The 22,496-nt window shown below is 59.5% G+C and carries 23 protein-coding genes; 12 read left to right on the top strand and 11 right to left on the bottom strand.

The features are described 5' to 3' along the window. Positions 1-35: 35 nt before the first annotated feature. A complete protein-coding gene (locus tag EJ072_RS06975; RefSeq protein ID WP_126079076.1) occupies positions 36-677 on the bottom strand; it encodes an XRE family transcriptional regulator in 642 nt (213 codons plus the stop codon). A 47-nt stretch (positions 678-724) separates the two neighbouring features. Here EJ072_RS06975 and EJ072_RS06970 point away from each other — a divergent pair, with 47 nt between their 5' ends. The 7 genes from EJ072_RS06970 (at position 725) to EJ072_RS06950 (ending at position 3,573) form a co-directional block, all read left to right on the top strand. Next, complete coding sequence (locus tag EJ072_RS06970; protein ID WP_126079075.1) at positions 725-1,321, top strand: PLP-dependent transferase; 597 nt, start codon at positions 725-727, stop codon at positions 1,319-1,321. A gap of 2 nt (positions 1,322-1,323) precedes the next feature. Then, on the top strand, positions 1,324-1,560 hold the full coding sequence (locus EJ072_RS06965) for a hypothetical protein (protein WP_126079074.1): 237 nt from the start codon (positions 1,324-1,326) through the stop codon (positions 1,558-1,560). 234 nt (positions 1,561-1,794) lie between these two features. Further along, a complete protein-coding gene (locus EJ072_RS06960; protein ID WP_210211641.1) occupies positions 1,795-2,472 on the top strand; it encodes a VOC family protein in 678 nt (225 codons plus the stop codon). A gap of 88 nt (positions 2,473-2,560) precedes the next feature. Next, on the top strand, positions 2,561-2,851 hold the full coding sequence (locus EJ072_RS36355; protein WP_210211640.1) for a hypothetical protein: 291 nt from the start codon (positions 2,561-2,563) through the stop codon (positions 2,849-2,851). Next, positions 2,848-3,021, top strand: a complete 174-nt coding sequence (locus EJ072_RS36350) for a hypothetical protein (RefSeq protein WP_210211639.1) — start codon at positions 2,848-2,850, stop codon at positions 3,019-3,021. The genes EJ072_RS36355 and EJ072_RS36350 overlap by 4 nt, the downstream gene beginning before the upstream one ends. Positions 3,022-3,067: 46 nt before the next feature. Beyond that, positions 3,068-3,259, top strand: coding sequence for a hypothetical protein (locus EJ072_RS36345; protein ID WP_210211638.1), 192 nt, complete (start codon positions 3,068-3,070; stop codon positions 3,257-3,259). 11 nt (positions 3,260-3,270) lie between these two features. Further along, the gene (locus EJ072_RS06950) at positions 3,271-3,573 is read left to right on the top strand and encodes a hypothetical protein (protein ID WP_210211637.1); all 303 of its coding nucleotides are present in this window, start codon (positions 3,271-3,273) and stop codon (positions 3,571-3,573) included. Between the two features lie 817 nt (positions 3,574-4,390). On the opposite strand, the gene EJ072_RS06945 is transcribed toward EJ072_RS06950, so the two are convergent. Beyond that, a complete protein-coding gene (locus tag EJ072_RS06945; RefSeq protein WP_126079073.1) occupies positions 4,391-4,900 on the bottom strand; it encodes a hypothetical protein in 510 nt (169 codons plus the stop codon). A gap of 117 nt (positions 4,901-5,017) precedes the next feature. Between EJ072_RS06945 and EJ072_RS06940 the strand changes: the two genes are divergently transcribed. Beyond that, positions 5,018-6,256: a Shedu immune nuclease family protein gene (locus EJ072_RS06940; RefSeq protein WP_210211636.1), complete on the top strand. Its 1,239-nt coding sequence runs from the start codon at positions 5,018-5,020 to the stop codon at positions 6,254-6,256. Positions 6,257-6,379: 123 nt separating this feature from the next. Then, entirely contained in the window at positions 6,380-7,132 is a 753-nt protein-coding gene (locus EJ072_RS06935; RefSeq protein WP_126079072.1) for a helix-turn-helix transcriptional regulator, read from the top strand. Here the strand turns inward: EJ072_RS06935 and EJ072_RS06930 are convergent. Further along, positions 7,129-8,007 (bottom strand): TIR domain-containing protein, encoded by an 879-nt coding sequence (locus tag EJ072_RS06930; RefSeq protein WP_126083528.1) that lies wholly within the window; start codon positions 8,005-8,007, stop codon positions 7,129-7,131. The two genes, EJ072_RS06935 and EJ072_RS06930, sit on opposite strands and share 4 nt — an antisense overlap. A gap of 314 nt (positions 8,008-8,321) precedes the next feature. Here EJ072_RS06930 and EJ072_RS36340 point away from each other — a divergent pair, with 314 nt between their 5' ends. Continuing rightward, positions 8,322-8,768 (top strand): NYN domain-containing protein, encoded by a 447-nt coding sequence (locus EJ072_RS36340; protein ID WP_210211635.1) that lies wholly within the window; start codon positions 8,322-8,324, stop codon positions 8,766-8,768. 486 nt (positions 8,769-9,254) lie between these two features. On the opposite strand, the gene EJ072_RS06920 is transcribed toward EJ072_RS36340, so the two are convergent. From EJ072_RS06920 to EJ072_RS06905, 4 genes are all read right to left on the bottom strand, one after another. Continuing rightward, on the bottom strand, positions 9,255-9,764 hold the full coding sequence (locus tag EJ072_RS06920; RefSeq protein ID WP_126079071.1) for a hypothetical protein: 510 nt from the start codon (positions 9,762-9,764) through the stop codon (positions 9,255-9,257). 16 nt (positions 9,765-9,780) lie between these two features. Then, positions 9,781-10,017, bottom strand: a complete 237-nt coding sequence (locus EJ072_RS06915) for a hypothetical protein (protein WP_126079070.1) — start codon at positions 10,015-10,017, stop codon at positions 9,781-9,783. Positions 10,018-10,030: 13 nt separating this feature from the next. Continuing rightward, positions 10,031-10,558 (bottom strand): hypothetical protein, encoded by a 528-nt coding sequence (locus EJ072_RS06910; protein WP_126079069.1) that lies wholly within the window; start codon positions 10,556-10,558, stop codon positions 10,031-10,033. Positions 10,559-10,682: 124 nt separating this feature from the next. Next, a complete protein-coding gene (locus tag EJ072_RS06905; protein WP_126079068.1) occupies positions 10,683-11,069 on the bottom strand; it encodes a hypothetical protein in 387 nt (128 codons plus the stop codon). 158 nt (positions 11,070-11,227) lie between these two features. On the opposite strand from EJ072_RS06905, the gene EJ072_RS06900 reads away from it, so the two are divergent. Continuing rightward, entirely contained in the window at positions 11,228-11,407 is a 180-nt protein-coding gene (locus EJ072_RS06900; protein ID WP_126079067.1) for a hypothetical protein, read from the top strand. A 134-nt stretch (positions 11,408-11,541) separates the two neighbouring features. On the opposite strand, the gene EJ072_RS06895 is transcribed toward EJ072_RS06900, so the two are convergent. The 4 genes from EJ072_RS06895 to EJ072_RS06880 form a co-directional block, all read right to left on the bottom strand. Continuing rightward, positions 11,542-12,279: an ATP-binding protein gene (locus EJ072_RS06895; RefSeq protein WP_126079066.1), complete on the bottom strand. Its 738-nt coding sequence runs from the start codon at positions 12,277-12,279 to the stop codon at positions 11,542-11,544. Between the two features lie 61 nt (positions 12,280-12,340). Then, entirely contained in the window at positions 12,341-14,773 is a 2,433-nt protein-coding gene (locus EJ072_RS06890; RefSeq protein WP_126079065.1) for an AAA family ATPase, read from the bottom strand. After that, complete coding sequence (locus tag EJ072_RS06885) at positions 14,770-15,405, bottom strand: hypothetical protein (RefSeq protein WP_126079064.1); 636 nt, start codon at positions 15,403-15,405, stop codon at positions 14,770-14,772. Before EJ072_RS06885 ends, EJ072_RS06890 begins: the two co-directional genes overlap by 4 nt. Next, positions 15,402-17,159: an SIR2 family protein gene (locus EJ072_RS06880; RefSeq protein ID WP_126079063.1), complete on the bottom strand. Its 1,758-nt coding sequence runs from the start codon at positions 17,157-17,159 to the stop codon at positions 15,402-15,404. Before EJ072_RS06880 ends, EJ072_RS06885 begins: the two co-directional genes overlap by 4 nt. Before the next feature lie 459 nt (positions 17,160-17,618). On the opposite strand from EJ072_RS06880, the gene EJ072_RS06875 reads away from it, so the two are divergent. Further along, complete coding sequence (locus EJ072_RS06875) at positions 17,619-22,463, top strand: hypothetical protein (protein WP_126079062.1); 4,845 nt, start codon at positions 17,619-17,621, stop codon at positions 22,461-22,463. Positions 22,464-22,496 lie beyond the last annotated feature (33 nt).

Genomic DNA, 22,496 nt, shown 5'->3' with positions numbered 1-22,496 from the left:
TGGGTTGGTCACAAGCTACGGCTCCTCGCGAAGGCCTAGTCATCACCCAATCCAACAATCCAGTCGCGCTTGCGAGCGAGTCGCTGCCCGCCGCGCTCCAGGACAGCCATCGTGAAGCGTGTCCAGACATCGGCCGTGCCGATGTAGGAATGCGGCTGGTCGGTGATGAGGTGGGCGCTTTCGCCTTCCGCCAAGACGGTCGACTCTCTCCCCACGACGATGGTGAGAGCGCCGGCGGTCACTGTCACCAGCTCCCGCGTGTCGGGGCTGTGGGCGTCGGCATGGAATTCGTCGCCGGGTGCCAAGACCCACGACCAGAGTTCAAACATGGTGCGACCCGACGTAGAGGCCTGCAACTGAGCGCTACTGCCAGCGGGGCTCGTCCAAAGTGTTTTCGTGACAGTACGCTCAATACGCTTGTCGGCTTCTCCTCTCGGCGCATCGTTGATCAAGTCGCCTACGGACAGGGAGAACGCGGCCGCCAGCCTGCAAAGGATGCCTATGCTGGGGTTGGCCTTCCCCTTTTCGAGCGCCACCACCGTTCCCTTTGAAAGGCCGGTCAGCTTGGCAACCCCATCAAGCGTCAGGTCCTGATCGCGGCGCAGGTTGCGCAGCTTGGTGGCAATCGCCTGCCCCAGCTCCTGCTCGCGATCCGGTATGAATGACATCTCGGTCATTATATTGACTTTAGCAGTCGTGCGGGCTACCGTCAGCAACTCCGGCACTGCAGCGCCCGCTCGATCTGGGCGCCGACGCGGTCGTCCATTCCGCGACCAAATACATCGGCGGCCACTCGGACATGATGGCCGGCATCGTTGTGGTGCCCGCTTCATCTCCCCTTGAGCGGCCCCTGCAGATGATCCAGAAGCACAAGGGCAGCGTTGCCGCGCCGTTCGACTGCTGGCTGGCACTGCGCGGGCTGCAGACGCTGCCGGTGAGGATGCGCGCGCACTGCGACGCCGCGCTTCAGGTTGCTGAAGCCCTGTCGAAGTCACCCCAGGTCGAGCAGGTACTTTACCCGGGACTTGCCGGTGATCCCGGCCATGCGCTTGCCGCCCGGCAGATGAGCGCATTCGGCGGCATGTTGTCCTTTATCGTGAAGGGCGGCGAGCCGGCCGCGATGTGTGCGGCCGCTCGCCTGAAACTGGTAGTGCGCGCCACCAGCCTCGGCGGCACGCACTCCCTGATCGAGCACAGAGCGTCGGTCGAAGGACCCGAGTCGATGGCGCCAGGTGGCCTACTGCGCATGTCGGTCGGGCTTGAGGATGTCCAGGACATCATCGATGATCTGATGCAGGCGCTCGTCGGTCCGGCGAGTTGAGCATGCAACACCTTCTGGTCTGGGCCGCCCATATCGTCGCTGCGGGCAGTCCCGGCCCAAGCGCCATGAGGATCATGGGCGTCGCAATGCGGCAGGGCCGTCAGGCCGGCCTCGCCATGTCTGCCGGCGTCGCGACCGGCTCGATCTTCTGGGTTAATGGCAGATACCGGTATCTCGGCTCTGCTGTTCAATTTGCCCACGCTCTCATTTTGCTGAAATCTTTGGCGGCCTTTATCTGATCTACCTCGCGGTCAAGGCGGGTAGGGCGGCGCTGACGACCGTTTGCCCGGACGCACTCGATCCCAAGGCCGAGGGTCACAAGAGCGATCATGCGAGGATTGCTGAGGTGCATGAACAGGCCACGATTGGTCGGATTGCTCTGACCGTGAACGACTGGATGTCGTTGCGGCGTTTATGAAGACGTCATCGGCCCAGCCCCGATTGGTCGTGACGGCGAATCCGCGCTTCTGGGCGTGAACGGCCTGCCATTGGTCGAACTGCGCAAAGACATGGCGGCACAACGCCGCCCCACCGAAGCGGGGCTGTTTCACACGGCCTTCCTACTGCGTTCGCGCCGCGATCTTAGTCTTTGGACACGGCACATTCGGCAAGCCGGTGTGCAGCTTGATGGCGCGTCGGACCCTCTTGTCAGTGAGGCGCTTTATCTCAATGACCCGGAAGGGAACGGGATCGAAGTGTACGTCGATCGGCCTCGGTCCGACTGGATCCGCCATGGTGACGAGATCGAGATGGCCACGTTGCCGCTGGATCTCTCCGACCTCGCCAAAGTTTCGGGGGATTGGGCGGGTGCGCCGGACGGAACAGTGATCGGCCACGTGCATCTGCGGGTGGGTGATGTCGAGACGGCGGATGCCTTCATGACCGGGACGCTCGGCTTGACGCGAACGGCCCGCTTGCCATCGGCGGGTTGGTACGGTTCGGGCGGCTACCACCACCACCTTGCCGGCAATGTCTGGCACTCCCGTGGCGCCAAACAGCGCAGTCCAGGCTCGGCAGGACTCGCCGAGATCGAACTCCTCGTGCAGCCGCATACCCTGCCTGTAGGTGTGATCGAGGACCCGTGGGGCACGATATTCACCATCTCCGCAGCCCAAACCCTCACCCTTTTGAACCCAACCCAGCCCAACTGAAAGGATTGATAATGACCCCGAAGGAAACCGTACTGAGCGCTGAACCGCGCTCTTCACCAAGTTTGATCCGGCGGCGGCAAGCCAGCTGTTGAAGGAAGATTACATCCAGCACAATCCCGGTGTGCCGACAGGGGCGGCTCCAATTCTCAGCTTCCTGCCTGTGCTCAAGGACGCCGGACTGACCGTGAAGACCCATCGTGTCCTGTCGGAAGGGGACCTGGTGGCCGTGCATTCGACCTATGACAATGCGCAGGCCTTTGGCGGCCAGACCATGGTGGCGTTCGACGTGTTCCGGTCGAGGACAACAAAGTCGCCGAGCAGTGGGACAATTTGCAGGCCGCGGTCCCTGCATCGAAGACAGCCAATGGCAATTCGATGACGGACGGCGCGACCGAAATCCAGGATATCGAAAGGACCGCCGAGAACCGTGCGCTGGTTGAAGCCTTCGTCAATGACGTCCTGCTTGGCGCCGCGCCACAGAAGATCACCGACTATATCTCGACCACGACCTACACCCAGCACAATTCGATGGTGGGGCAATGGGCTTGACGGTCTCGGTGCCGCACTCAAGGCGATAGCGGAAGCCGGGCAGGCTTTGGCCTACACCAAGCGGCACCTGATCGTGGCGGAGGGCAATTTTGTCTTCACCGCGTCGGAAGGCAAGCCGGGTGACACACCGACAGCCTTCTTTGACCTCTTCCGCGTCGAGGGCGGCAAGATCGTCGAACATTGGGATACGATTGCCGCTATCCCGACCGAGATGGCGCATGGCAACGGCAAGTTCTGAGGACGGATGCCATGAAATCTATCCTTTTAGCCAGTCTCATCCTCTTTTCCTCCATGACAGGTGCAGTGATGGCCCAAGACAAGGGTGTCGTAGAAATCGTGACGATGAATTTGAAAGACGGCGTCTCGGTCGAGGCCTTCGCCCCAGTCGACAAGGCCATCGAGGATCAGCATGTCAGCAACCCGGCTTCGTTTCGCTTGAGACGGCCGTCAGCGGGCGCAAGTGGCTCGTCGTCGTGCATTGGAAGTCGGTCGATGCCGCGCAGGCTTCGATGGACAGCTTCGCCAAGGCACCGGCTGCGGCCAAATTCATGAGCATGATAGACGCATCCTCAATGACGATGACGCGTTACGAGGCGAACCGATAAGCGACCAAACCGGGTGGTGAGCCCACACGAAAACCGGATTATCATCGACAAAGCACAGGCTCGGGCCGCTCCTGTTGGTGCCGAGGCGATGAGTGCGGCCGGGTCTTGAGATGCGCTGCCTGGCAACACGGTACCGTGCAAGCTCGGACACATGAGTGACGCTCTCGGCTCGATCGCGGCAGTCTCGATATGTTGATGAGGTGTCGGTTGTTTGTCGCCGGGGATGGCTGCTCGTCGATATGCGGCGGCTCAATAGCCACCCGTCTGCTCCCGGCCTCAAAGCCGTCACCACACCGTTCCACAAATCAGACGCCGACTGCGGGTTCTCGTAAGTTTTCATCCTCTCTTCATTGCGACCTCCGCTCGAATTGCGCGTGCACAACAATGGGTGTCTCGATCCGCAATGGTGCAAACGTGATCGAAGTTCCATTCTGAGGACGAGTAGAGCGTTACCGCCAATACATCTCTAGAACCGAGTTCATCCGTTGACCGGACTTCGCAAGCAGGCCCGACAGGTTCAAAATCCCGTCCCCGCAACCAATTTTGTCATAAATCAAGATTACCGTCCCGGTCTAACCGGGGCGGTTTTTGCGTTTGGAAGGGCGCGCAATCGCTGATATCTACGGTCGGTGCGCGGCTGTGGCCGGCAGCTAGTCGGCGCCTCGCGATAACGCGCGCGGGCATGCTCCTGCAAGTTCTCTGCCTCGAGGGAGTTCGAGCACAGTCTCATCGAAGTTCGCACCTCTCAGGCGATGCTGGCGATCTCAGCCCTCAAGCAGCGCACCGTGCCTGTCGAGCGTCTTCATCAGGGCAGCGTTCGCTGTGGCGAAGTTACCGACCTGGCCGGCGAGTTGGTACTGCCACTTCACGCCATGGAAGAGGTTGTTGCGGTAACGGAAGATGATGATCAGCACCGCGGCGACGCGGTTGCGTGGGTCGTTGTCGCTGCCGTCGACCACAGCCAGGACCAGCGGCTCCTGATCGTTCCTGCGCACATGCAAATGGCCGAAGTGATCGGTGAAGGCGCCACTGTCGAAGTAGCGCTGTCGGAAGTAGGCGAGCTCCGGGTCCAGTGATGTCGCGTCGAGCGTGCTGTCCTTTTGCCAGCCATCGACCAGATCGCAGATGGCTCGGGCACTTCCTTCGCTGTTGAGAAGGCGCGACTCGAACAAAGCCCAGAGCAGCGAAAAGTCGGAGATGGCGTCCACCTCCTCGTTCGAGAGGTGATTGAAGCCGTGCGCTTTGGCGCGAAGCCAGTGGGTGACGTCGGTCATGCCATCCCTGTATCTGAATGTCGGTACCGCTGGTAGGTAGCATTGTGGTGTCTTCGTTCCAGACGGAAATGACGGCGCGATAGACTGACCTGCAGAGGAAGAATCGGGCGAGTCTGGGTGACACGGGAACTCGAGGCAGCGGGCAAGGTGATGCTGGGCCGAGTGTTCTTCTTGCGCACATCCGACCTCGTGGCGGGGATGGCGCACGGCGTGACGCATGACGATGAGGCGGACGAAGACGAGCGCCCGCTCTATCGGTTTCGATTCGCGACTACGAAACACAGATATCACCGCATTCCCGGGCGGATCCTTGGGATCGACAGGGATGTGCTGATCGTCGCGAAGGGGATCGCGCTGGACCGGAAAGTGTTTGTCGCCGAGCGCAACATCAGCATCTTTCGGCGCATTGCAAAGCTGAGGCCCGGCAGCGAAATCGTCGTTGGCGGCGACCGGGCCGACAGCATCGCTGTCGAGGCCTTCGGCGAACTGCTCGAGAGGTTCCCGAACAGCACCGAGGTCGACCGCTATGCCGCGGCGCGCGTGGAAACCATCCTCGGCGAATTCTTCGACGGCACGACCAGCGCGCGCGATCACTACGAAAGCTACCTGAATCGCCGGAACGCCGGTACGCGCGGCCGCGCCTTGCGACGGGATGAGCTGCTTCGCGCCGAGATCGACAAGTTCGTCTATCTGCGCGCGACGCTATTCTCCTGGCTCACCAGGGCGGCTAGCTACTCCGAGAAGGAGTGGCAGAAGATGGTTGTCGGCGTCATCCTGCTGCTGTTCCCGAAGTATGTGGCGGTGTTGGAGAATATCCGGATCACCGACTTCTATTCGACCCCGGGCAAGCGAAAGAACCGATACGTCGACTTGTGCGTGGTCGACACCAACGGCAATATCGACGTCATCGAGATCAAGAAGCCTTTTGACGACATTCTCCTGAGCAGAGGCCTCTATCGCGGCAACAGCGTTCCAGCGAAGGAGCTGTCAGGCACCATCATGCAGGCCGAGAAGTACCTGTTCCACCTATCCAAATGGGGCGTTGAGGGGGAGCGCGAATTGTCGAAGCGATACGGGTCAGCGCTCCCCGCCGACCTCCAGATTCGGGTGACCAATCCCAAGGCGCTGCTTCTGCTCGGCCGCGATCGCCGAACGGATGGCACAGGCGCGCTCACCGAGAACCAATCGTTCGACCTAGAGGTCATCAAGCGGAAGTATGCGAATATGATGGACATCGTCACCTACGACGATTTGCTCCGCCGCCTCGACAGAATCATCGACTCGCTGACGGCGCGCGCAGGCTCGGCCAAACTGAGGCAACGCGCTGACAAGCGCGTCACTGAACGGCGGGATTGAACCGAACAGGTGTGCGCGGTCGGCGGGGATGGGTCGGAAGCTGATGCGTGGTGAAGGGCGTTTCGACCTCTTTTGCTCGGCGGAGTTGAGGCATGTTCGTGGGCACGAAAGGAGACTTCGTTCATGAATGCCTCGGAACTTCTCGCTAAGATCAAGGAACTGCCCAACAAGCCGGTGGATGTGCCCACGCCGCCGGCTATCGAGCTCGTCGCCATGGTGGTACGCTGGGGCCGCCATCTCAAGCAGTGGAAGGCCGCCACGCTTGCCGACTTCGCGCGTGTCTCGCTGTCGACGGTCGAGCGCGTCGAACGCGCGGAGAAGGTCAGCGTAGAAGCGCTCGACCGCATCGCCCAGGCGCTCGGCCACGAGCCGGGCGCGTTCACCACGCCGCGCCTCCCTATCGGCCCGGACAAGGCGGCGGAACGCCTCGTCGAGAGGTATGGCCATCTCGAACCGGTGGAAGTGTCGCCGATGAAGACGCACAAGGCCATCCGCGATGCCGCTAAGTGCGACGCCTACCTCATCCACCGTCCCGGCGTGTCCGACACCTATCACGACGACATCGCTAGTCTTGGCGAATGGCTCGACCTCGCCTCGTTCATCCTCTCCGACCTCGGCGAGGAGCCATTGTCGTCGGGGCGTGGGCGGCGCCAGCTCTACAACGACATTCTAAGCGCGGTGTCCGAACTGGAGCGCCATGGACTGACGGTCTTGTCCGGTGTCATGGCCGCGCCCCAGCCGGGCATGCCCGACTGGAAGGTCGCCATTGTCTCGGTGACGCCACGCCTCACCGATCCCGGCGCGCCGAAGCGTCGCTACGTCATGGTCGACCGCCGGGCGGTTGCCGTGACGCCGGGCTGGCTCATCGACGATTAGGGAATGAGTGCGAGGCGCTCGGTGATGAACTGGGCGATGTCGGCGGGTTTGAAACGTCGCGCGTCGACGTAGCCGTCGGTGCGGAGCACGCCATCGACGGAACCGTCGTCGACGCGCACGTACATGATGCGCTGTTCGTCCCGAGCCATGATGATTTCGCGGATCGCGCGGAACTCAACGCCGCACCAATCCTTGCGCTGATAGTCGGCGCCGATGAACACGACGATGAGCTTGGAGCGGTTGCGATAGATGTCCTGCAACAGGGTGTCGAGCGACGGCCGGGCAAGCTGGGAGACGTAGTTGTTGTCGTAGAAATAGGCGTTCGGGCCGAGACGCGCCTCAAGCTCGCGGGCCACCTGCTCAACCAGCCCGCGGGCTTCGCCTGGAAACGAGAGGCCAACATCGAAATGATGCTGGGTGATGTCGACGGCGCGGCTAGCCTGCCGCGTCCACGAGGGCAGGACGATGCCCCGCGCAGCGTGCAGCTCTTTCGGCAGGTTGACATCCTTGATCGCCCAATGCGTGCGATTCATCTCCCATTTTCCGATATCGAGCTCGAAGGCGAGGACGTCGAAGTCGGCCGCCGTCAGGAAGGGCTGGACCGGGATGAACTCGTATTCGATCCGCACTTGGCCGCGCCGCACAGTCACCTCGCGGATTAGCCCGAACTTTGGATCGAGCTGACAGGCATCTTCGTAGGCGAAGATGGTGGGCAGCCGCGTCAGTTCGGTCAGCGCGGTCCCGTCGAGTTTACCGAACCTCTCGGCAATCTTCTGATCGGTGTATTCGTGCTGGCTGACGCAACGCGATAGGTCGAAGGTGCAGGGCGCCCCTTGCCATTCCTCTTCCCAGCCGGATACCAGAAGGTTGTACATCGCGTCGTCCTTGGGAATATCGAGCGGGCCTATAGCACGCATGAAGCTGCGCGTACGAGACGTCAGCCAATTCGGGTTCGAGTCGATAGACCGCTACATCGCGAGTCCCTCGATGAAGCACTCTTCTGCTATCGGCGACGCTCTGCATAGCCCGCAATGTCGCCGAAGATCGATCGAAATTAGGTGGCATGACCCCATGGTGTCGATAGGCCAACTGCCCCTCACGGCGCACCCGAGGGTGCTGCTTGAACCGTCGTGCGCACATCGCACATAGATGCTATCAATGAAGATGCGCAGGGAGGGCGAACAATCGAATGGAAAATGAGGACAGGTCGCGAACCACATCTGATCGGCGAATCGCCTTGCTCATCGATGCGGACAATGTGTCCCACGGCAAGATTGCAGCGATACTGGCAGAACTTTCAAAATATGGCACAGCTAATATCCGCCGCGCCTATGGCGATTGGGCAAACGCCCATCTCAGGAACTGGAAAGACAAGCTGCACAATTTTGCAATTCGGCCCATTCAACAGTTCAGCTATTCAGCCGGCAAAAACGCCACCGATATTGCGCTTGTGATCGATGCAATGGAACTTCTCTACACGGAGAAGCTTGACGCCTTCTGTTGGGCTTCCAGCGATGCCGATTTCACGCCACTAGATGCAGTTGAAAGCCAATGGACACGATGTCTACGGATTTGGGGAACGCAAAACGCCCACACCGTTTGTGAATGCCTGCACGACTTTCCTCTATCTCGATAGCCTGGACGATGCTGAGCAACCGACGACTCCTGTAGCCCCCGACGAGGGACCAAAGACCAAAGCGAGGTCAGCGGCCAGATCTAAAACACCGGCTGAAAAGCCCGCCGACAAGCGAACCGGCAGGCCTCTATCGCAAGATACGACCCTCGTGACGATCCTGCGCGGCGCTGTGGAAGCCACGGCCCAAGACGATGGATGGGCAGCTATGTCATCGGCAGGAAGCGCAGCGAAACGGCAGGCGCCAATCGACCCACGAAACTATGGAGTGAAGAACTTCCCTGCACTCTTCGCGGCGACTGGCCTCTTCGACATAATGAAAATGGAGAGTGGGCAGAGCTATGTCGCGGACAAGCGGAACAAGGACCGCTTACCACAGCCGAGCCGATAGGGGTAAGAAATCCATCATTGCCGTTGATGGCAAAGGTGAGCCACTTAGTTCTGCGCAACATCAGAAAATGCGACTTCAATTCCTCTTTCTGGGAATATCTACGCGTGGCTCGCTGGTGGATGTGGACGCCGTCGTAGTTTCTTAAGAGGCGGCCGCAGCCGATGTTCCATGCGCATGTATGGTGCGAAAACATCGGAGCCTTCATAATAGAACTGGGTGATTTCCTGCACTAGCCGCAAATGGTCATCGATATGCGCCTTGCGCTCCTCACCCTCGGTCTCCTGCATCATCGCTGAGGCAGCGCCGAATTTGATGAACCGCTCCCACATTTTGTCGAGGTAGTCGCGCACGTCCTTGCCGAACAGAAACTCCGCAGAGTTCATGGCGGTGAGCAAATCAATCTCGGCCTCGCGGCTGGTGCGCCCGTGTGTGTTGACGAACGAAACGGCCTTCCGTGCTAGCTCATAAACTGCCAGCCGACGCTCAAAGAGTTCGAGCACCAGTTTACTGTGAGCGGTTCGCCACTGCCGATAAGCGATGAAGCCAACGGTCAAAGCGATCGTCGGCGTGAGCAGAGCCTGAAGATATTGGATCCAGATCGGAAGCATGGCGCGCTCGGAAGCATCAAACGATGTTGGCGGCGACTTGAAACGCCGTGCCCAGGACGATGAGGATCAACCCACCTCGTCCGTACTTTTGGTAGCGCCCTTCTAACTCTACTTCAGCCTCATCGATCTCGTGAGTGATGAGATGGGTGACGCCTCCAGTTCGGACTTTGTAGGGCATCCCGTAGCGGAAAAGGACAACAACGCCGATGAGGGAAAAGGCCAGGCCAAGGATGTTGAGCGTTGCTGCCATCATCTTTGCTCCATTGTCATTCTTGAAGCTCCTTCCATGCCCGATCAAGGCCGCTCGGCGATCGAAGGTCGTACGCGCTGCGTAGCCGGCCGGCGAGTTTCAGCGCTTCTAGCCCACGCTCTTTCGCAGTCGCATGGTAATCGAACGGGTTTCGCTCCCACACATGCGCATAGTTGGCGAGAGATTCGGAGATCTTGGTGATGTTGGAGAAGGACAGCACATCGTTGGCGAGTTGGGGCGCCAAGGCCTTCCAATCCACGTCATTCGGGAAGTCTGGAGCCGGCGGCAGGGAACCGTTGGTGATATCTTGGTGCATCTGAAACTCGCCATGCCCCATAATGAAGACATGCCAGCAGTCGACCGCGTACCGCTCCAGTTCTGTGGCGCAGCGCATCGCGCCATAGCGTGCGGCGTTCCTTTTGCTCCACCAAGTCTTGAACAGATCCACACACCAGGAGGCGGCCGCCGTCACCAGGCCGGTCGCGACGATCGCGGTGACGATGTCCTTTGAGGTCCAAATGCTCTCGACCGGCGTGGCGACCATTATTTAAGCTCCTTGCGCCCGGAATGTTTCACGGGAAGTTCACCGAAACAAGACTGCCGGTTGGCACCTTGCACCCCTTTGCGGCCGGTCTTCGCTCCGCAAGGAGAATGGCCGCGACCTTCAGTCATGGGATGGCTTTTACGGCGCCCACGTGGAGAAAGCCGGCTGCTAGCAGCCCGCATCCAATAATGAAGCACAACAACGATAGTGTGACCGTGACAAAGCCGGCATACATCAGCTTGTTCGAGACGATTAGATGCGAATGGCTGTTCTCCCGTTCGCTTTTGTCGACGTAGCGCGTGGACATGAATGCAACCAACCATGTTGCCGATGCGAAGAAAACACCGGCCGCCCAGGCGATCATCGCTCGGCCCGCCTGGTCCGCTAGCCCTTGCTCGATGAGCTTGGCCGCCTGCGTCAACAAGGACGCAGCTGCTGCCCCGTTGACCAACAGCGCGGCCTTGATACCTTCCTTTGCGTATTCCTGGGAGATAGTGCGATAATCGGCCATGGTTATGTTCAACCTTGCTAATTTGGGCGATCTTTTAAACGGGAGGTTTGGACTGTGCAAATACCGCAACACGCTTTCGAAGACTTCATGCATGATGTCTACATCGCACGGGTGAAATACAAAGAGACACTGAAGAGCGTTCAGTCGGGCTGATACCCATGATCATGGGTATCGGCCTCTCGTGCTTCGCAATGGCATTCGTGCTGTTTGCCGCCGATCCGCTCGACTTCCATCCGGACCCGTTCCTGCAGGCGTTGGTCTGGCTGGGCCTTGGCGCTTGGTGCCTCGCTACAGCTTGGCGGCAACGCAACTGGCGTCCGCCACCAGACGAGCGCTGACCTCATCCCTACTGCAAACGCCTTCATTGCTGATCTGGTGGAACTTCGGGCTCGGCCATTACCGATGGCCAGCTGGCTTGGACGTTGATTTAATGCAGGGCAGATTGCGTGGGTGTCGTACTGGTCTCAAACGCTCACGGCGTGTCTGAGCGGTTTAGATTCGATGGGAGAAGTTTGATCTTGGCCGGATTAATGACTGGCCTAATGTCGAAGCAGCGCGAAATGCCTTTACTCGTCGCCGTCCGCCAAGCGAACTGAAGATCATTGCGAGTGACAGCTCGTCGTGCACTAAAGAGTTCTTCGATGGCATTGCCGCGCCTATTTATTTCGAGGACTAGGTCTCTGACTTCGCGTACTGTCATTCTTACGCTCCGTTCACCTCTTCGCGTATAGAACTGGCCATCAGAAGCAAGCCTGTGTGGCCCGATGGACGAACGCCCAACGCGCAGAATCACGACGCCAGCATCGCCATCCAAAGGCAATGCTCGCGCGGCAACCAGTGGCAGGCGGGGCTCAATGACGTCTTCACACGAGTCAGCGAGCCGTTTTGCAAGATCCTCACACCGGGGCACGGGAGATATTGCTCGTGCTCGCCTGGGTTCATCATCGGTCTCGTCAATACCGAGAATCAATGTGCCGCGTTCGGCGTTGGCAAAGGCGATGAGCTCCGCAAGTATCTTGTCTCGGGCGTAGTCCCCCACCCGGTCGCCCCGCGTAACCCAGCGGTCAGCCTCTTCTGTCTGCCCTTTCACGCGCAAGAATGGCAGATCTTTCTTGAACTCAAGGTCGTAGGTCTCGCGAACCTGATGAGCACAGATCTGCTCCAGGTCGGAAACTACAACCTCATCGAGAGATTTTTGCAGGATGCTCATGGTGCAGAGTTTACGTTGCGAGCAGGCTATCGGTTGCTACGCCTTTCGGTTCGCTGCGCTATTACGCAGCTACAAAGAGCGCTGTCTCCTCTTTGAACGAAAGTCGCGTCGACAGGCATACGCTGTCTCTGCGCGGTCCACGCGATAGCTCAAGCGTTAGAAGGCTGTCATCGGGAAATGCTGGACTGAGCTCCAGCTTTAGATAGTCGAACAACTGGCGATCGTGAACAGCTATCACAACTTGGCGGCCGTGTTCCTTGGACAAGGTTCTCAACAGCGCGGCGAAATGGGCAATATGGACGTCGTCCATAGACTGCACCGGATCATCAAGAACCAACCAAGGCAGTTCCTTCGGCACGGAAAGATGCAGTGCAATGAACAAAGTCAGCGCAGCCGTGTTCAGATTGCCAGCGCTCAACATGGCGCCTGGCGTTCCGCCGGCCTCGCCACCATCACGGTGCTCGGTGATGAGCTTCGGTTGAAGTCTCTGGGTGGACGATTGCGGAATGCGAAAAGCTGGCACGAACGGCTCGCTAGGCGCCAGCCGAACGAACAGATCCCGCCACAAGCGATTGAGCCGGTCATTGAACTCCCGGCGAATGATGGCTGACCGGATCTTGTCGACAGCGCTGCGGATCGCTGGGCCTTGATCGCGCAATCCCTGCGCTTGCTCAAGAGCCTGATCGGCACTCTTCCAAGATGCGGAGTCGCTGGAGATCTGGGTGTCGATTTCTTGGCGGCGAGTCATCGCAGAGCGGATGTTATCTAGGTGAGCCGCTCCGCTGCGCCTCATCGAGAGGCGGCGTTCCAACCGGGCGACGTGGGTGCTTAGCAGCTCTTCCAGCCTAGACGCTCCAGCCTGGAAGGACTCACCTTCGTCAAGAGCAGTTGTTCCGATGGAGAGTGCAAATGCGCTCAATGTTTCGCGCGCGGCGGCCAGGGAGACGTGGCGTGACTGGGATTCGCTGACCGCGCGCCTTGCGGCGATGTCAGCAGCGCGCAATCGTGCCCCTGCCTGTAGCGTTTCGATCATGTCCTCAATGTCTACGATTAGCGCCTGGATCGAGGCTCGTCGCCGATCTAACTCGGCAAGGACATTGTCCTCCAGCCGGCGTGCAGCGATCGATTCAATCTCCCGTTCAAGACGTTCGATCGTGACCTGAACCTCGCCGCGGGTGCGGCCCAAAGTCAGCAGCCGCTCCGCCGATGCTGATAGAGCCCGCACTTTGCTATGGACATGTTCTGCGAGCGAGCCCTTGCTGACCTCGCTGAAATTCCGGTCGCAAACCGGACAGATGTCATCGACGAGAAACGATGTCAGCTCTGCCAGCACAGAACCGAGACTGCCCGCGCTGCTAGACAAACGGGCCAGCTCCTCGTCAATCGTGTCGCGCTGACGAAGCGCGACGTCGCGCTCATCCTGAGCCGTGGCATACCGCGCAATCTCGGCCCGGGCCTGCGACACGTGCTCCGTCAACTGATTTTGCTCGGTACGGAGACGCTTCACCGCCTCGTCGGCGAACTGTGACAGATCGCTGGGCATTGAGATGTTGGGAAGCATGCTTTCAACAGTACCGCGAAGGCCGGTAACGCGGGGACCGTATTCTGCATCCCAGCGCGCGAACTCCTTGCTGGCGTCTTCTGCATTGGTAGGAGAAGGTAAATCCTCAAAACCGGTCGCGCTTTGCGCTTCATCGATCTCACGGTTGATCGACGCAAGCCTTCGCTGCTGATCAGTCAGGCGCGCAAAGGCCTCCAAGTCACTGGTTTTTGCAAGCGCCTCGGCGACTTCGTCAAGTGTGTCCTCGCCGACTTTAACGGAAAACTCGAGCGAGGAGCAGAGGTTGGTGAGCTCGTGGAGCGCGCTCTGTATTTGCTCATTCAAAGAGTCGCGTCTCTGCCGCTCATCAGCAAGGAGACGATCAATCCGCGTCTTCTCGTTCTCAGTTGCCTGCCAGCCGTCGACGATTTTGCGGACATTGCGAACGTCAACTAGCGGCTTCAATCCAGCCTCTAGCGCATCCAACCTGTCGAGCCCCAGAAGCTTGCCAACAAACTGCGCCAACGGTGACGACGCATCGTTCCCGGCATCTTGATAGATCTGGAGCAGTTGACCGAGCAGCGACTGGGGCAAAAACGCTCGCTCCCTGAAGAAGGCTGCTACTTTCTCATCCAACACGTCGACTGATTCGACACCATTCGCGCTCAGGTTCGCCTTGAATATCCGCTCAGATTTTTCTTCGAGAGCCCGAAGCACGATGCTGCCCTCGCTCGCGGACCGGAAAAGCAGTTGCTTCTCGTACCCTGGATCCGCGCGGGCAAGCGACTGCACGCCTCCGGTTAGTGCGAGCTCAATTGCTGATAGCAAACTCGTCTTCCCCGCGCCGTTCTCTCCGTGGAGAAGCACGACTTTGGCGTCGAGTGGCGCATGGATATGGCCGCGGATGCTGCGGAAATTTGTGACGTCGAGGCTCTTGAGGATGAGGTCACTCATTCTTGATCCTCCACCGGGTGAGATTCGAACGCACCGCCGATTACGAGCGCCACTGCATCGGCGACGGCCTGCTCTCCAGCTGTTGAGGCGTTTATCACGGCGTCGACAACCACTTTGCTCGTACCGGCGGGCAGCGCTTGAACGAGTTGATCCATGGCCGCGCCGCCGCCAACTTGGTTGTCCGGCATCGACAAGGGAAGCGTCAACGGCAGCAATATACGGATTCGATCATCAAGCTGACGCTCAGCAACGGGATCAGCAGGCTTGCCCTCGGCATTCAAAGCAATGCCTTCAACCTGTAGGACACGGCAAGTTTCTGACAGCGCCTCGACCCCACTGGCCAGCACGGCACCCGCGAGGATGGCGGTGACGACATAGCGTGATCCGGTGACGTCGAGCGCTCGACTCAATGCCTCGATCCGCTGGCGAACGCGTCCACCATCACGGTCGCCGAAATCCCCAGTTGTGGTGTCTACGAGCAGGACAAGATCGAGGGCTCGACCATCGCGCCCGCGCATCGCCCCAGTGAATGCAAACTCGACCCCGGCAACTTTAAAGGGGGTCGACAGATCGCTGTAGCCGGCGCTGCGAAGCCGGCCTTGAACTGCCTGCACAAGGGGCGAGCCAGTCACAGAATCATCTCCGAAACAAATTCTTGTTGCAGCATCACCGCATCACCACAACGCGAAAGTAGGTCGCCAAGGCTAACATGTATCTCGCCGACTCGCCCGGTCCGTCCAGGAGCTGCGCGCACACGACGCGCACTTGCGCTACCGCCTGTCATGCGATGCCAGGTATCATCGGCGTGGACGATGATCGCATTGTCGTTTGCAAAAGCGCCATCGCTTTGCAGAGCAATGGCGTCCGTCGCCGACTTGACGAGAAACAGCGGGCGATTGACCGCTCCGGGGCGGGATGCCTTGGCGGTCATTGCCCCCGAGATCAGGTCGCTGGATGTGGGCTGACTGAGTTGCCAATGTCCCGCTGCGCGTCCGTATTGTAGGAGCGCAAGCGCGACCCCAAGCCGCCCCAACCCCATGGCCTGGGCATTCTGGTCGGCGGCAATCAAGTTCAGCGTTGAACTGGTCAAGGCCTCATAAGCTTCAGGATTTACCGGAAGCGTCCCGCTACGGAACAGCGAGAGCATCCGCGACCACAGGGAGATGGCCAGATTCGTAAACGCGGTCCGGTCCTTGCTCCCAGGCACGGGTACAGCGAGGCCAGCGATGTCGTCCCGGAGCGATTTGATCAGAGGACCGAGTACAACCGCAATCGGACCTTTTCCCATCGCATTGAGGCTAAGCTCCATCAATCGTGTGAGCTTGTCTCCTATTAGCTTCAGGACCAAGGCGATTAAAACCTTCTCGCCCCAGGCGCGTAGCAGCGTGGCCTCATGGACGGCCGCAGGATCGTGATTGTATCCGTCGCCGTATGAAAGACGCAGCACATCCCGCTGGCCCTGCTGGATCGTATTCTCGCAGAAGATATGCGCTGGGGCATGCGGCGCGCATGGCCAAGGCCAAGCATGAACTTCCTTCGCTCGCGCAAAGATCGTCTGTAGATTGTTGTCCTGAATCGAAAGTCCGAGTACCAACGTTTTGTGGGTCGTCGCAAGGCCAACAACCTCGTTGCGCATCGCCGCGAATGCGGCAGTTTCTGGCCAGTCCATAATCTGGGTGCGGCTCCCAGTAAGATATCGTCTGAAGGTCAACGGTTCGCGGGTCGCATGCACGATACATCCGTGGAACTTCAGTAGCCGCGCTCGGCCTGCAGGCCCACGAAGTTGGTCGGGATCGACAACGACCTGGAGGACGCCTGGAACGCCGTTGCTGACGCGCTCGATCGCCGCTTCGATGAAGCCGTCCCAATTGGCTGACGCAACTGCCTGGACGGCGCCTTCAAGGATCAGCACGGCAATGCACAAATGCTCCGCAGCAGGAGGCGCTGGATGCTCGAATGCACGCCGGACGTCTATCGCTTCCCACAGGACGAAGTCCGCGTCCTGTCCGGCGATGCGAATGTCGAGGACACGCGAATAATTGGTCCATAGCCGATTGATAATATCACCATGCTGTGGCCAGGCTGCAAGAGCTTGCCCGAATTGGGCTTGAACACTTGCCGGCTCGATTTCGGCAAGTACAAGTGCCTCCTCAAGTGCCGGCATATAGGTGGCCGCCGTTTCCGGATCGACTGCTCTCTGGCGAAGATAGTCGAACGCTCGCTCGATGAGGTTACCGAGATTAGGCGCCTGCCTCGAAATCCCTGAGCCAACCCAAAGCGCGAACTCGCCATCCTCGACCGCTCGCGCTACTGGGGCAAATTCGGCCTCGAACTTCGCAAGCACATGTTGCACGGTAATCTGATCGGCGGTTGGAGCCAGCGCCACGCGTATTCATACCTCCCCCATGACGCGAACAGCGTCACTCCCTTATATGGAGACACTATTCTTGCACGCGACATTGTCCAGTGGTCCTGGAAATAAATTCCGTTACCGCAATCCATCTGGGGTCAACATTGACAGTTCGCCACTGACATAAGATTAAGCGATTCCCTCGATTCAACAATAACACCGGAGCGTTCATGCTAAACCGGCGAGATCTAGATAGAGACCAACGGGTGGATCCCATCGTTCGAGCTGGCTATCTGCCAACACGCTCGCTGGGACGTGGACGAAGATTCTTGCGGCCCGTTGGCTAAGGGTGAAGTGACCTAGTTTCGTTTGCCGATCCATTCCTGAAAGGCTTGGCGAACGACTTGCGTCCGTCTTCACTCGACCTTCGCTAGCGCAGACCTTGCTTCGCTCGCATAATTGCCGATTATCTCTCGCTATTTCAGGGCAGAGCTCGTGGATATTCTCGACGCACAGATCAATGCGCCAAGCAAGTGGCAAACCTTCGAGGACCTGTCCCGTGCGTTGTTCGCGGAAGTATGGAGGGATCCAACCGCGCAGAAGAACGGCCGGCTCAGCCAGCCGCAGCATGGCGTCGATGTGTACGGTTCGCCCGAATGGAAGCCGGGTACCTATTTCGGTGTTCAATGCAAGGGCAAGGACCGGGGCTTGGGGGCAAAGGCAACCAAGACTGAGTTCAATAAGGAACTTGCCAGGGCAGAGAGGTTCACACCAACCCTCGGGAAATGGTATTTTGCGACGACGGCCGAAGTTGATGCGGAGCTCCAGGAGCACGCCCGCACTGTCTCTGCGGCGCGGGTTGCCGCCGGCAAGTTCGAGGTAGATATTCTTGGCTGGGGTGCTCTCAAGGCCTTGATGGCAAAGCATCCCTCGGTCATCCGGCAATTTTACCCCGAGCTTGCCGCAGGCGCCGCCGATTTCGAACGCGTCGCGGAGGCCGCCCAGTCCGCCTTGGGGTCAATCGAGGACCGCTTGCGCCGCGGCAGTGAAAGTCTTCAACTGCCCCGGTCGGATCTCGTGGCGCGCGCGTCGGTCTACCTTACTGAGCATAATATAGTCCGCCTCACCGGTGAGGGCGGAGGTGGCAAGTCGGCTATCCTGAAGCGCCTGGCGCTTGAGCATTTGGGTCCGCTTTTTGTTCTGAAGGACAATAGGGTTCGGGCCGGCTCGCTTGCCGAATATCTGGTACACCTCGGGATTGGCGAGACACCTACAAAGCTGTTCGAGCGCCTCGGACGCGGCGGCAATCTGCTGGTCCTAGTCGACGGGGCAGACCGACTCCTGCTCTCGGAGCGGCGCGGGGTCGTGACCGACCTCCTGGCGCTCGCGGCACGTTATCTGGATGCCGGCAGCTGGCGGATGATTACTTCCGCTCGCGCGTATCAGGACAGGGACCTTGTGCTCGCCGCGCTCGATGACGCGGGGATCAGCAAGTCGGCGAGCCTTCCGATCGATGCGATAGGCAAGGAGGATTGTGAAGCAGTGGCGGACGCGTTCCCGGCCTTTGCATCGTTACTCAGACGGGATGATCTTGCCCAGCAGAACCGACGGCTCTTTCTTCTTCGCGAGCTTTTAAAACTCGACGTGCCGCCTGAGGGGCGTATCACCGAAATGGATCTGGCCGGAAAATGGGCCAATGCAGAGCAGAATGATGCCCGCCTCACCGCTTGCCGGACCAGGGCTCTGTCCGAGATGGGGCGGTGGCTTGTCGAAAATCCGGCGCGGGCGCCTGGGAGCTCCGTTTTCGATCCGGAAGGAGCGCTCTGCCTCATAAGCGAAGGCACGCTGGTCTCAGACCCTCGTGCCGACGCAATCACGCTTGCTTTTGACGTACACGAGGATTGGCTCATCGCCCGCGGTCTGCTGCCCGACTGCGACCGGCTTAGCGAACGTTTGCGCGACAGCGGTGAGCCGTTGTGGTGGCTTCGAGCGGTGAGGCTCCTCGGCCAATTGTGTCTTGAGCAAGGCCACTATGTCCGTTGGCGCGAAGTGTATGCGGAACTCGAGGCCGACACCTCGATAGATCCTGCTTGGGCTCGGGCCTGGCTCGTGGCACCGCTCTATACCGAAGCCTCTAGCGCAATCCTTGACGATCTCGGTTCCGCCCTCGAAGCCGATGACTTCCGACTGATCCGCCGTCTTCTTGACACGCTCCTCGTATCCGAGACACGGCTAGACGAAACGCTCCTACATTCGCCTCGCCTTGCCCATCTTAGCGAAAGCCAACGCTATGCGATCGCAGGCTATGGCAAGCAGCCGGTGTGGCGAAGCTGGGTTCCCTTTCTACGTTGGTCGCTGCCGAAATGGTCCAATTGGCCGAAGAGTCTTGTCCCTCAGCTTGCCGAGACCGCGCGCGTTTTCTGCCGAGCGACGCTCAACATCCCGAACGCCCATAGCCAGGCCATAGGACAGATCGTACGCACTTGGCTGGACGAGATCGAGGAATGCCGTCACTTGCTCCGTTGGAGCGATAGACGTGATCCCTTCGGGATCGATTTGCCGGACCGCGACGCTTGGAAGCTAATCGAAGAGAAACTTCGGGAGGCTCTAATATTCTGCGCTGAGTCGGACGCACGCGGTGTCGAAGCCTACCTCGTGCGTCTGGCTAACGATCGCCGCCTTGACAGCCCAAGGGGCAAGCTTCTGAAATCCCCTGGTTTCCTACCAGGCAAGTTTCCAGAAACTTGGACCAAGCTTTGCGCCTGCCATTATTTGCCGCCGCGACGCCGCTCGCGTAACGATCAGTCGATCCTCGGGCGTGAGCTATTTCCTTTTTCCGACGCTCATAGCGCTGGGCTCCCTGACGGTCAGAGTTGCTACCCGCCTGGCCCTTCACGCGCGGGTTTCCTTGAGTTGTTCGACGCAGACGAGGTGTTGGCGCTGAATCTTTTCCATCGAATCGAACGGCGGGCCTCGGTCTTTTGGCGCTGGTACGCCCGCTGCCGCGAAGGGGAAAAACCGCTTGCGCTGACGCTCAAGATCGATGGGCACACAATCGCTCTTTGGGGTGACGAGACCGTTTACCGCTGGTCCCGAGCCGTACTCGGATCAAACATCCTGGGTTCGATGCATCTCGCGCTCGATGAATGGATGCATCGGCAAGCATCCAACGGACGGGATGTCGGCGACCTTATTAGGCTTGCTCTCCAGCCCAACGGTCTGGTGGCGACGGCGGGTCTGTGTATTTCTCTCCTCAAGGCGCATGTAAACACGCCTGGTGCGATTGATCATGCTGGGCCTTTTCTCGGCACGCCGCGGTTCTGGAACTACGACATTCGCAAGCATATCGACGACCAACAACCGACGCATCGCATAAGCTACAGTTTCTCAGAGCGTAACCACCACTTCGATCAGGTCGAGGCGATCTTCGAGCGACATAAGGCGCAGTCGCCAATGTCGCACACGTTGATGCTGCCTTTCCGCCTCAAGGCGGGCGGGGACGCCCAAGCCGAGTTCGACGCGTTGCGCGGCGCATGGAGTTTAGAGAATCTCGCCGAAGACGAACGACAGCTTGCCGATTCATCCTGGGTGGCGGCGAACAAAGAGCGGTTTGCCCGCATCCTCTCGGATAGCGACCGGAATCAGGTCGAGATCAGCTACAATGAGACCGAGCAGCGTATTGAAGCCCATATCAATCCTCCGGCCGAGCAACTCAAGTTTATCGAGGCTGCAGAAGAAAACCGCCGCAGAATGGGACAGGTAAATCGGTTGGCGATGTGGGCGGTCCACTCGCGCGAGAAAGGTGGTGTCGACGAAAGCTTGACCCTCGGAGAGGCTATCGAACTAGCTGATCAAGTAATGGCTGAACCGCCCGAGGATGCCGATGATGGCGGATTCGGGCTGGCCCGAAAGATGACTGCCTTCGCCATTGTCGGAGCAGCAGCAATTGTCGTTGCAAGGGCCGACATGGCGTTTCTCGATGCAAGGCTCGAATGGGCTCGCGAACGGCTTGAGGCTGGTTGTCAGAATCGGCGCTCGCCAGCGGAAGAACAGTTTACTGTTGATGAGGCGCTACTCAGCTTCGACCCTCAGGATATAGGAGCATGGGGGCTCGCCGCCTATGCCTGCCGCCAGCGCAACAACGCCATCGAGCGGCGTGTCCTCGAACTTGCCGTCGATCGGCTGCATGGCCTTCAAAAGGCAGTGCTCGATGGACTTCTCTGGGACGCAAACCCGGACTTTGCTCGCCGGGTGACCTTTGCTGCGCTGGATGTGTGCGTAATCGACATCGGCCATTTCTGGTTTGAGGGCAGCCAGGAAAAGGCTGCGAGACGCATGGCGACGAGGCGATTGAAGATTATCAAACGCGCTGCAAAGCCATGTCCGATGAGCCGAGTTCCAGACCTTCCGCCAGCACCCTATCGGTCTCAGTGGATACGCGGTCGCAAATGGTATCATCCGCCGCGCCGCATTCGGCTGATCTCGCCTGTCGTGCTCGACTGGGGACGCGTGGCGGAAATTCTAACCCGCCTCGACTGGCGTCGGCTTACGAGCGAGGCAACGGGGCGCGACGCTTTCGCGACCTATTTGAAGGGTCTCGTCGAATGGACTAGGGCCTATTCGGAAGGCGAGGAGTCGCGGCAGCACGACCGCCGCTATCCCTTCGAATGGGCCCACAAGATGGCGCGCGAGGTCGGGCGCTTTGCGGCCTTCCACGGCGATGGGGCGATCTGGAGCAGTCTGACCCGGTTTGAAGAAAGAGATCACGGTCGGGAACTTGTCGGCAACTATATGGAGGCGACCGCCCACGAACTAATGGTTAGCGAGCGCAGGCCCGACGCACGCTTCTGGTCCGCTTGGAAGCCCGCGGCGGAATGGGTCATGGCGACGGCCATCCCATCTCGGCAAACCAATTATGATTCACTCGACGATTGCGTGGAGGCTGCAGGGTTCGTGGGCCCTTGGTCGACTCCGATTCCGCCCGGTTGGCTTCATCTTGCAGATCTTCTGGAATGGATCGACACTTGGCAGCAAGCGACGCTCCATCTCCGCCGAGCGGCATGGTTGTCATTGCGTGTGGTCGAGCGCATGTCGTTGGACGAACGGGCTTCGATCTACACGCGGTGGCTTGGCCGCCTTGTCGAGGCGCATGGGCGCGATCCGAAATTCTGGCAGTATGAAGATCTTGGCGACCGCGCCGCCGCGCTCGCGAAGCCGTTGGCCGATCACGCGGGCTTCGACAGGCCCGAGATGCGGCGCATATTGGCCATTATGGCCGATGCTGGTTCGAATGCTGCGCTTGCGATTGTCCCATTATTTGCGCAGCGGAAGGGCCGTTAGCCGGGTCGCCATAGACCTTAGAGCGATGCTCAG

Source organism: Mesorhizobium sp. M2A.F.Ca.ET.046.03.2.1 (assembly GCF_003952425.1).
GTDB lineage: Bacteria > Pseudomonadota > Alphaproteobacteria > Rhizobiales > Rhizobiaceae > Mesorhizobium.
This window is presented reverse-complemented; position numbering and strand designations above follow the sequence as displayed.

What these genes read in the sequence shown, in the direction of transcription:
- EJ072_RS06900 (WP_126079067.1), top strand. Translation starts at nt 11,228, where the DNA reads ATGATCATGGGTATCGGCCTCTCGTGCTTCGCAATGGCATTCGTGCTG.
- EJ072_RS06935 (WP_126079072.1), top strand. Translation starts at nt 6,380, where the DNA reads ATGAATGCCTCGGAACTTCTCGCTAAGATCAAGGAACTGCCCAACAAG.
- EJ072_RS06890 (WP_126079065.1), bottom strand. Translation starts at nt 14,773, where the DNA reads ATGAGTGACCTCATCCTCAAGAGCCTCGACGTCACAAATTTCCGCAGC.
- EJ072_RS36350 (WP_210211639.1), top strand. Translation starts at nt 2,848, where the DNA reads ATGACGGACGGCGCGACCGAAATCCAGGATATCGAAAGGACCGCCGAG.
- EJ072_RS06920 (WP_126079071.1), bottom strand. Translation starts at nt 9,764, where the DNA reads ATGCTTCCGATCTGGATCCAATATCTTCAGGCTCTGCTCACGCCGACG.
- EJ072_RS06950 (WP_210211637.1), top strand. Translation starts at nt 3,271, where the DNA reads ATGAAATCTATCCTTTTAGCCAGTCTCATCCTCTTTTCCTCCATGACA.
- EJ072_RS06945 (WP_126079073.1), bottom strand. Translation starts at nt 4,900, where the DNA reads ATGACCGACGTCACCCACTGGCTTCGCGCCAAAGCGCACGGCTTCAAT.
- EJ072_RS06965 (WP_126079074.1), top strand. Translation starts at nt 1,324, where the DNA reads ATGCAACACCTTCTGGTCTGGGCCGCCCATATCGTCGCTGCGGGCAGT.
- EJ072_RS36340 (WP_210211635.1), top strand. Translation starts at nt 8,322, where the DNA reads ATGGAAAATGAGGACAGGTCGCGAACCACATCTGATCGGCGAATCGCC.
- EJ072_RS06910 (WP_126079069.1), bottom strand. Translation starts at nt 10,558, where the DNA reads ATGGTCGCCACGCCGGTCGAGAGCATTTGGACCTCAAAGGACATCGTC.
- EJ072_RS06930 (WP_126083528.1), bottom strand. Translation starts at nt 8,007, where the DNA reads ATGTACAACCTTCTGGTATCCGGCTGGGAAGAGGAATGGCAAGGGGCG.
- EJ072_RS06905 (WP_126079068.1), bottom strand. Translation starts at nt 11,069, where the DNA reads ATGGCCGATTATCGCACTATCTCCCAGGAATACGCAAAGGAAGGTATC.
- EJ072_RS06915 (WP_126079070.1), bottom strand. Translation starts at nt 10,017, where the DNA reads ATGATGGCAGCAACGCTCAACATCCTTGGCCTGGCCTTTTCCCTCATC.
- EJ072_RS06975 (WP_126079076.1), bottom strand. Translation starts at nt 677, where the DNA reads ATGACCGAGATGTCATTCATACCGGATCGCGAGCAGGAGCTGGGGCAG.
- EJ072_RS06895 (WP_126079066.1), bottom strand. Translation starts at nt 12,279, where the DNA reads ATGAGCATCCTGCAAAAATCTCTCGATGAGGTTGTAGTTTCCGACCTG.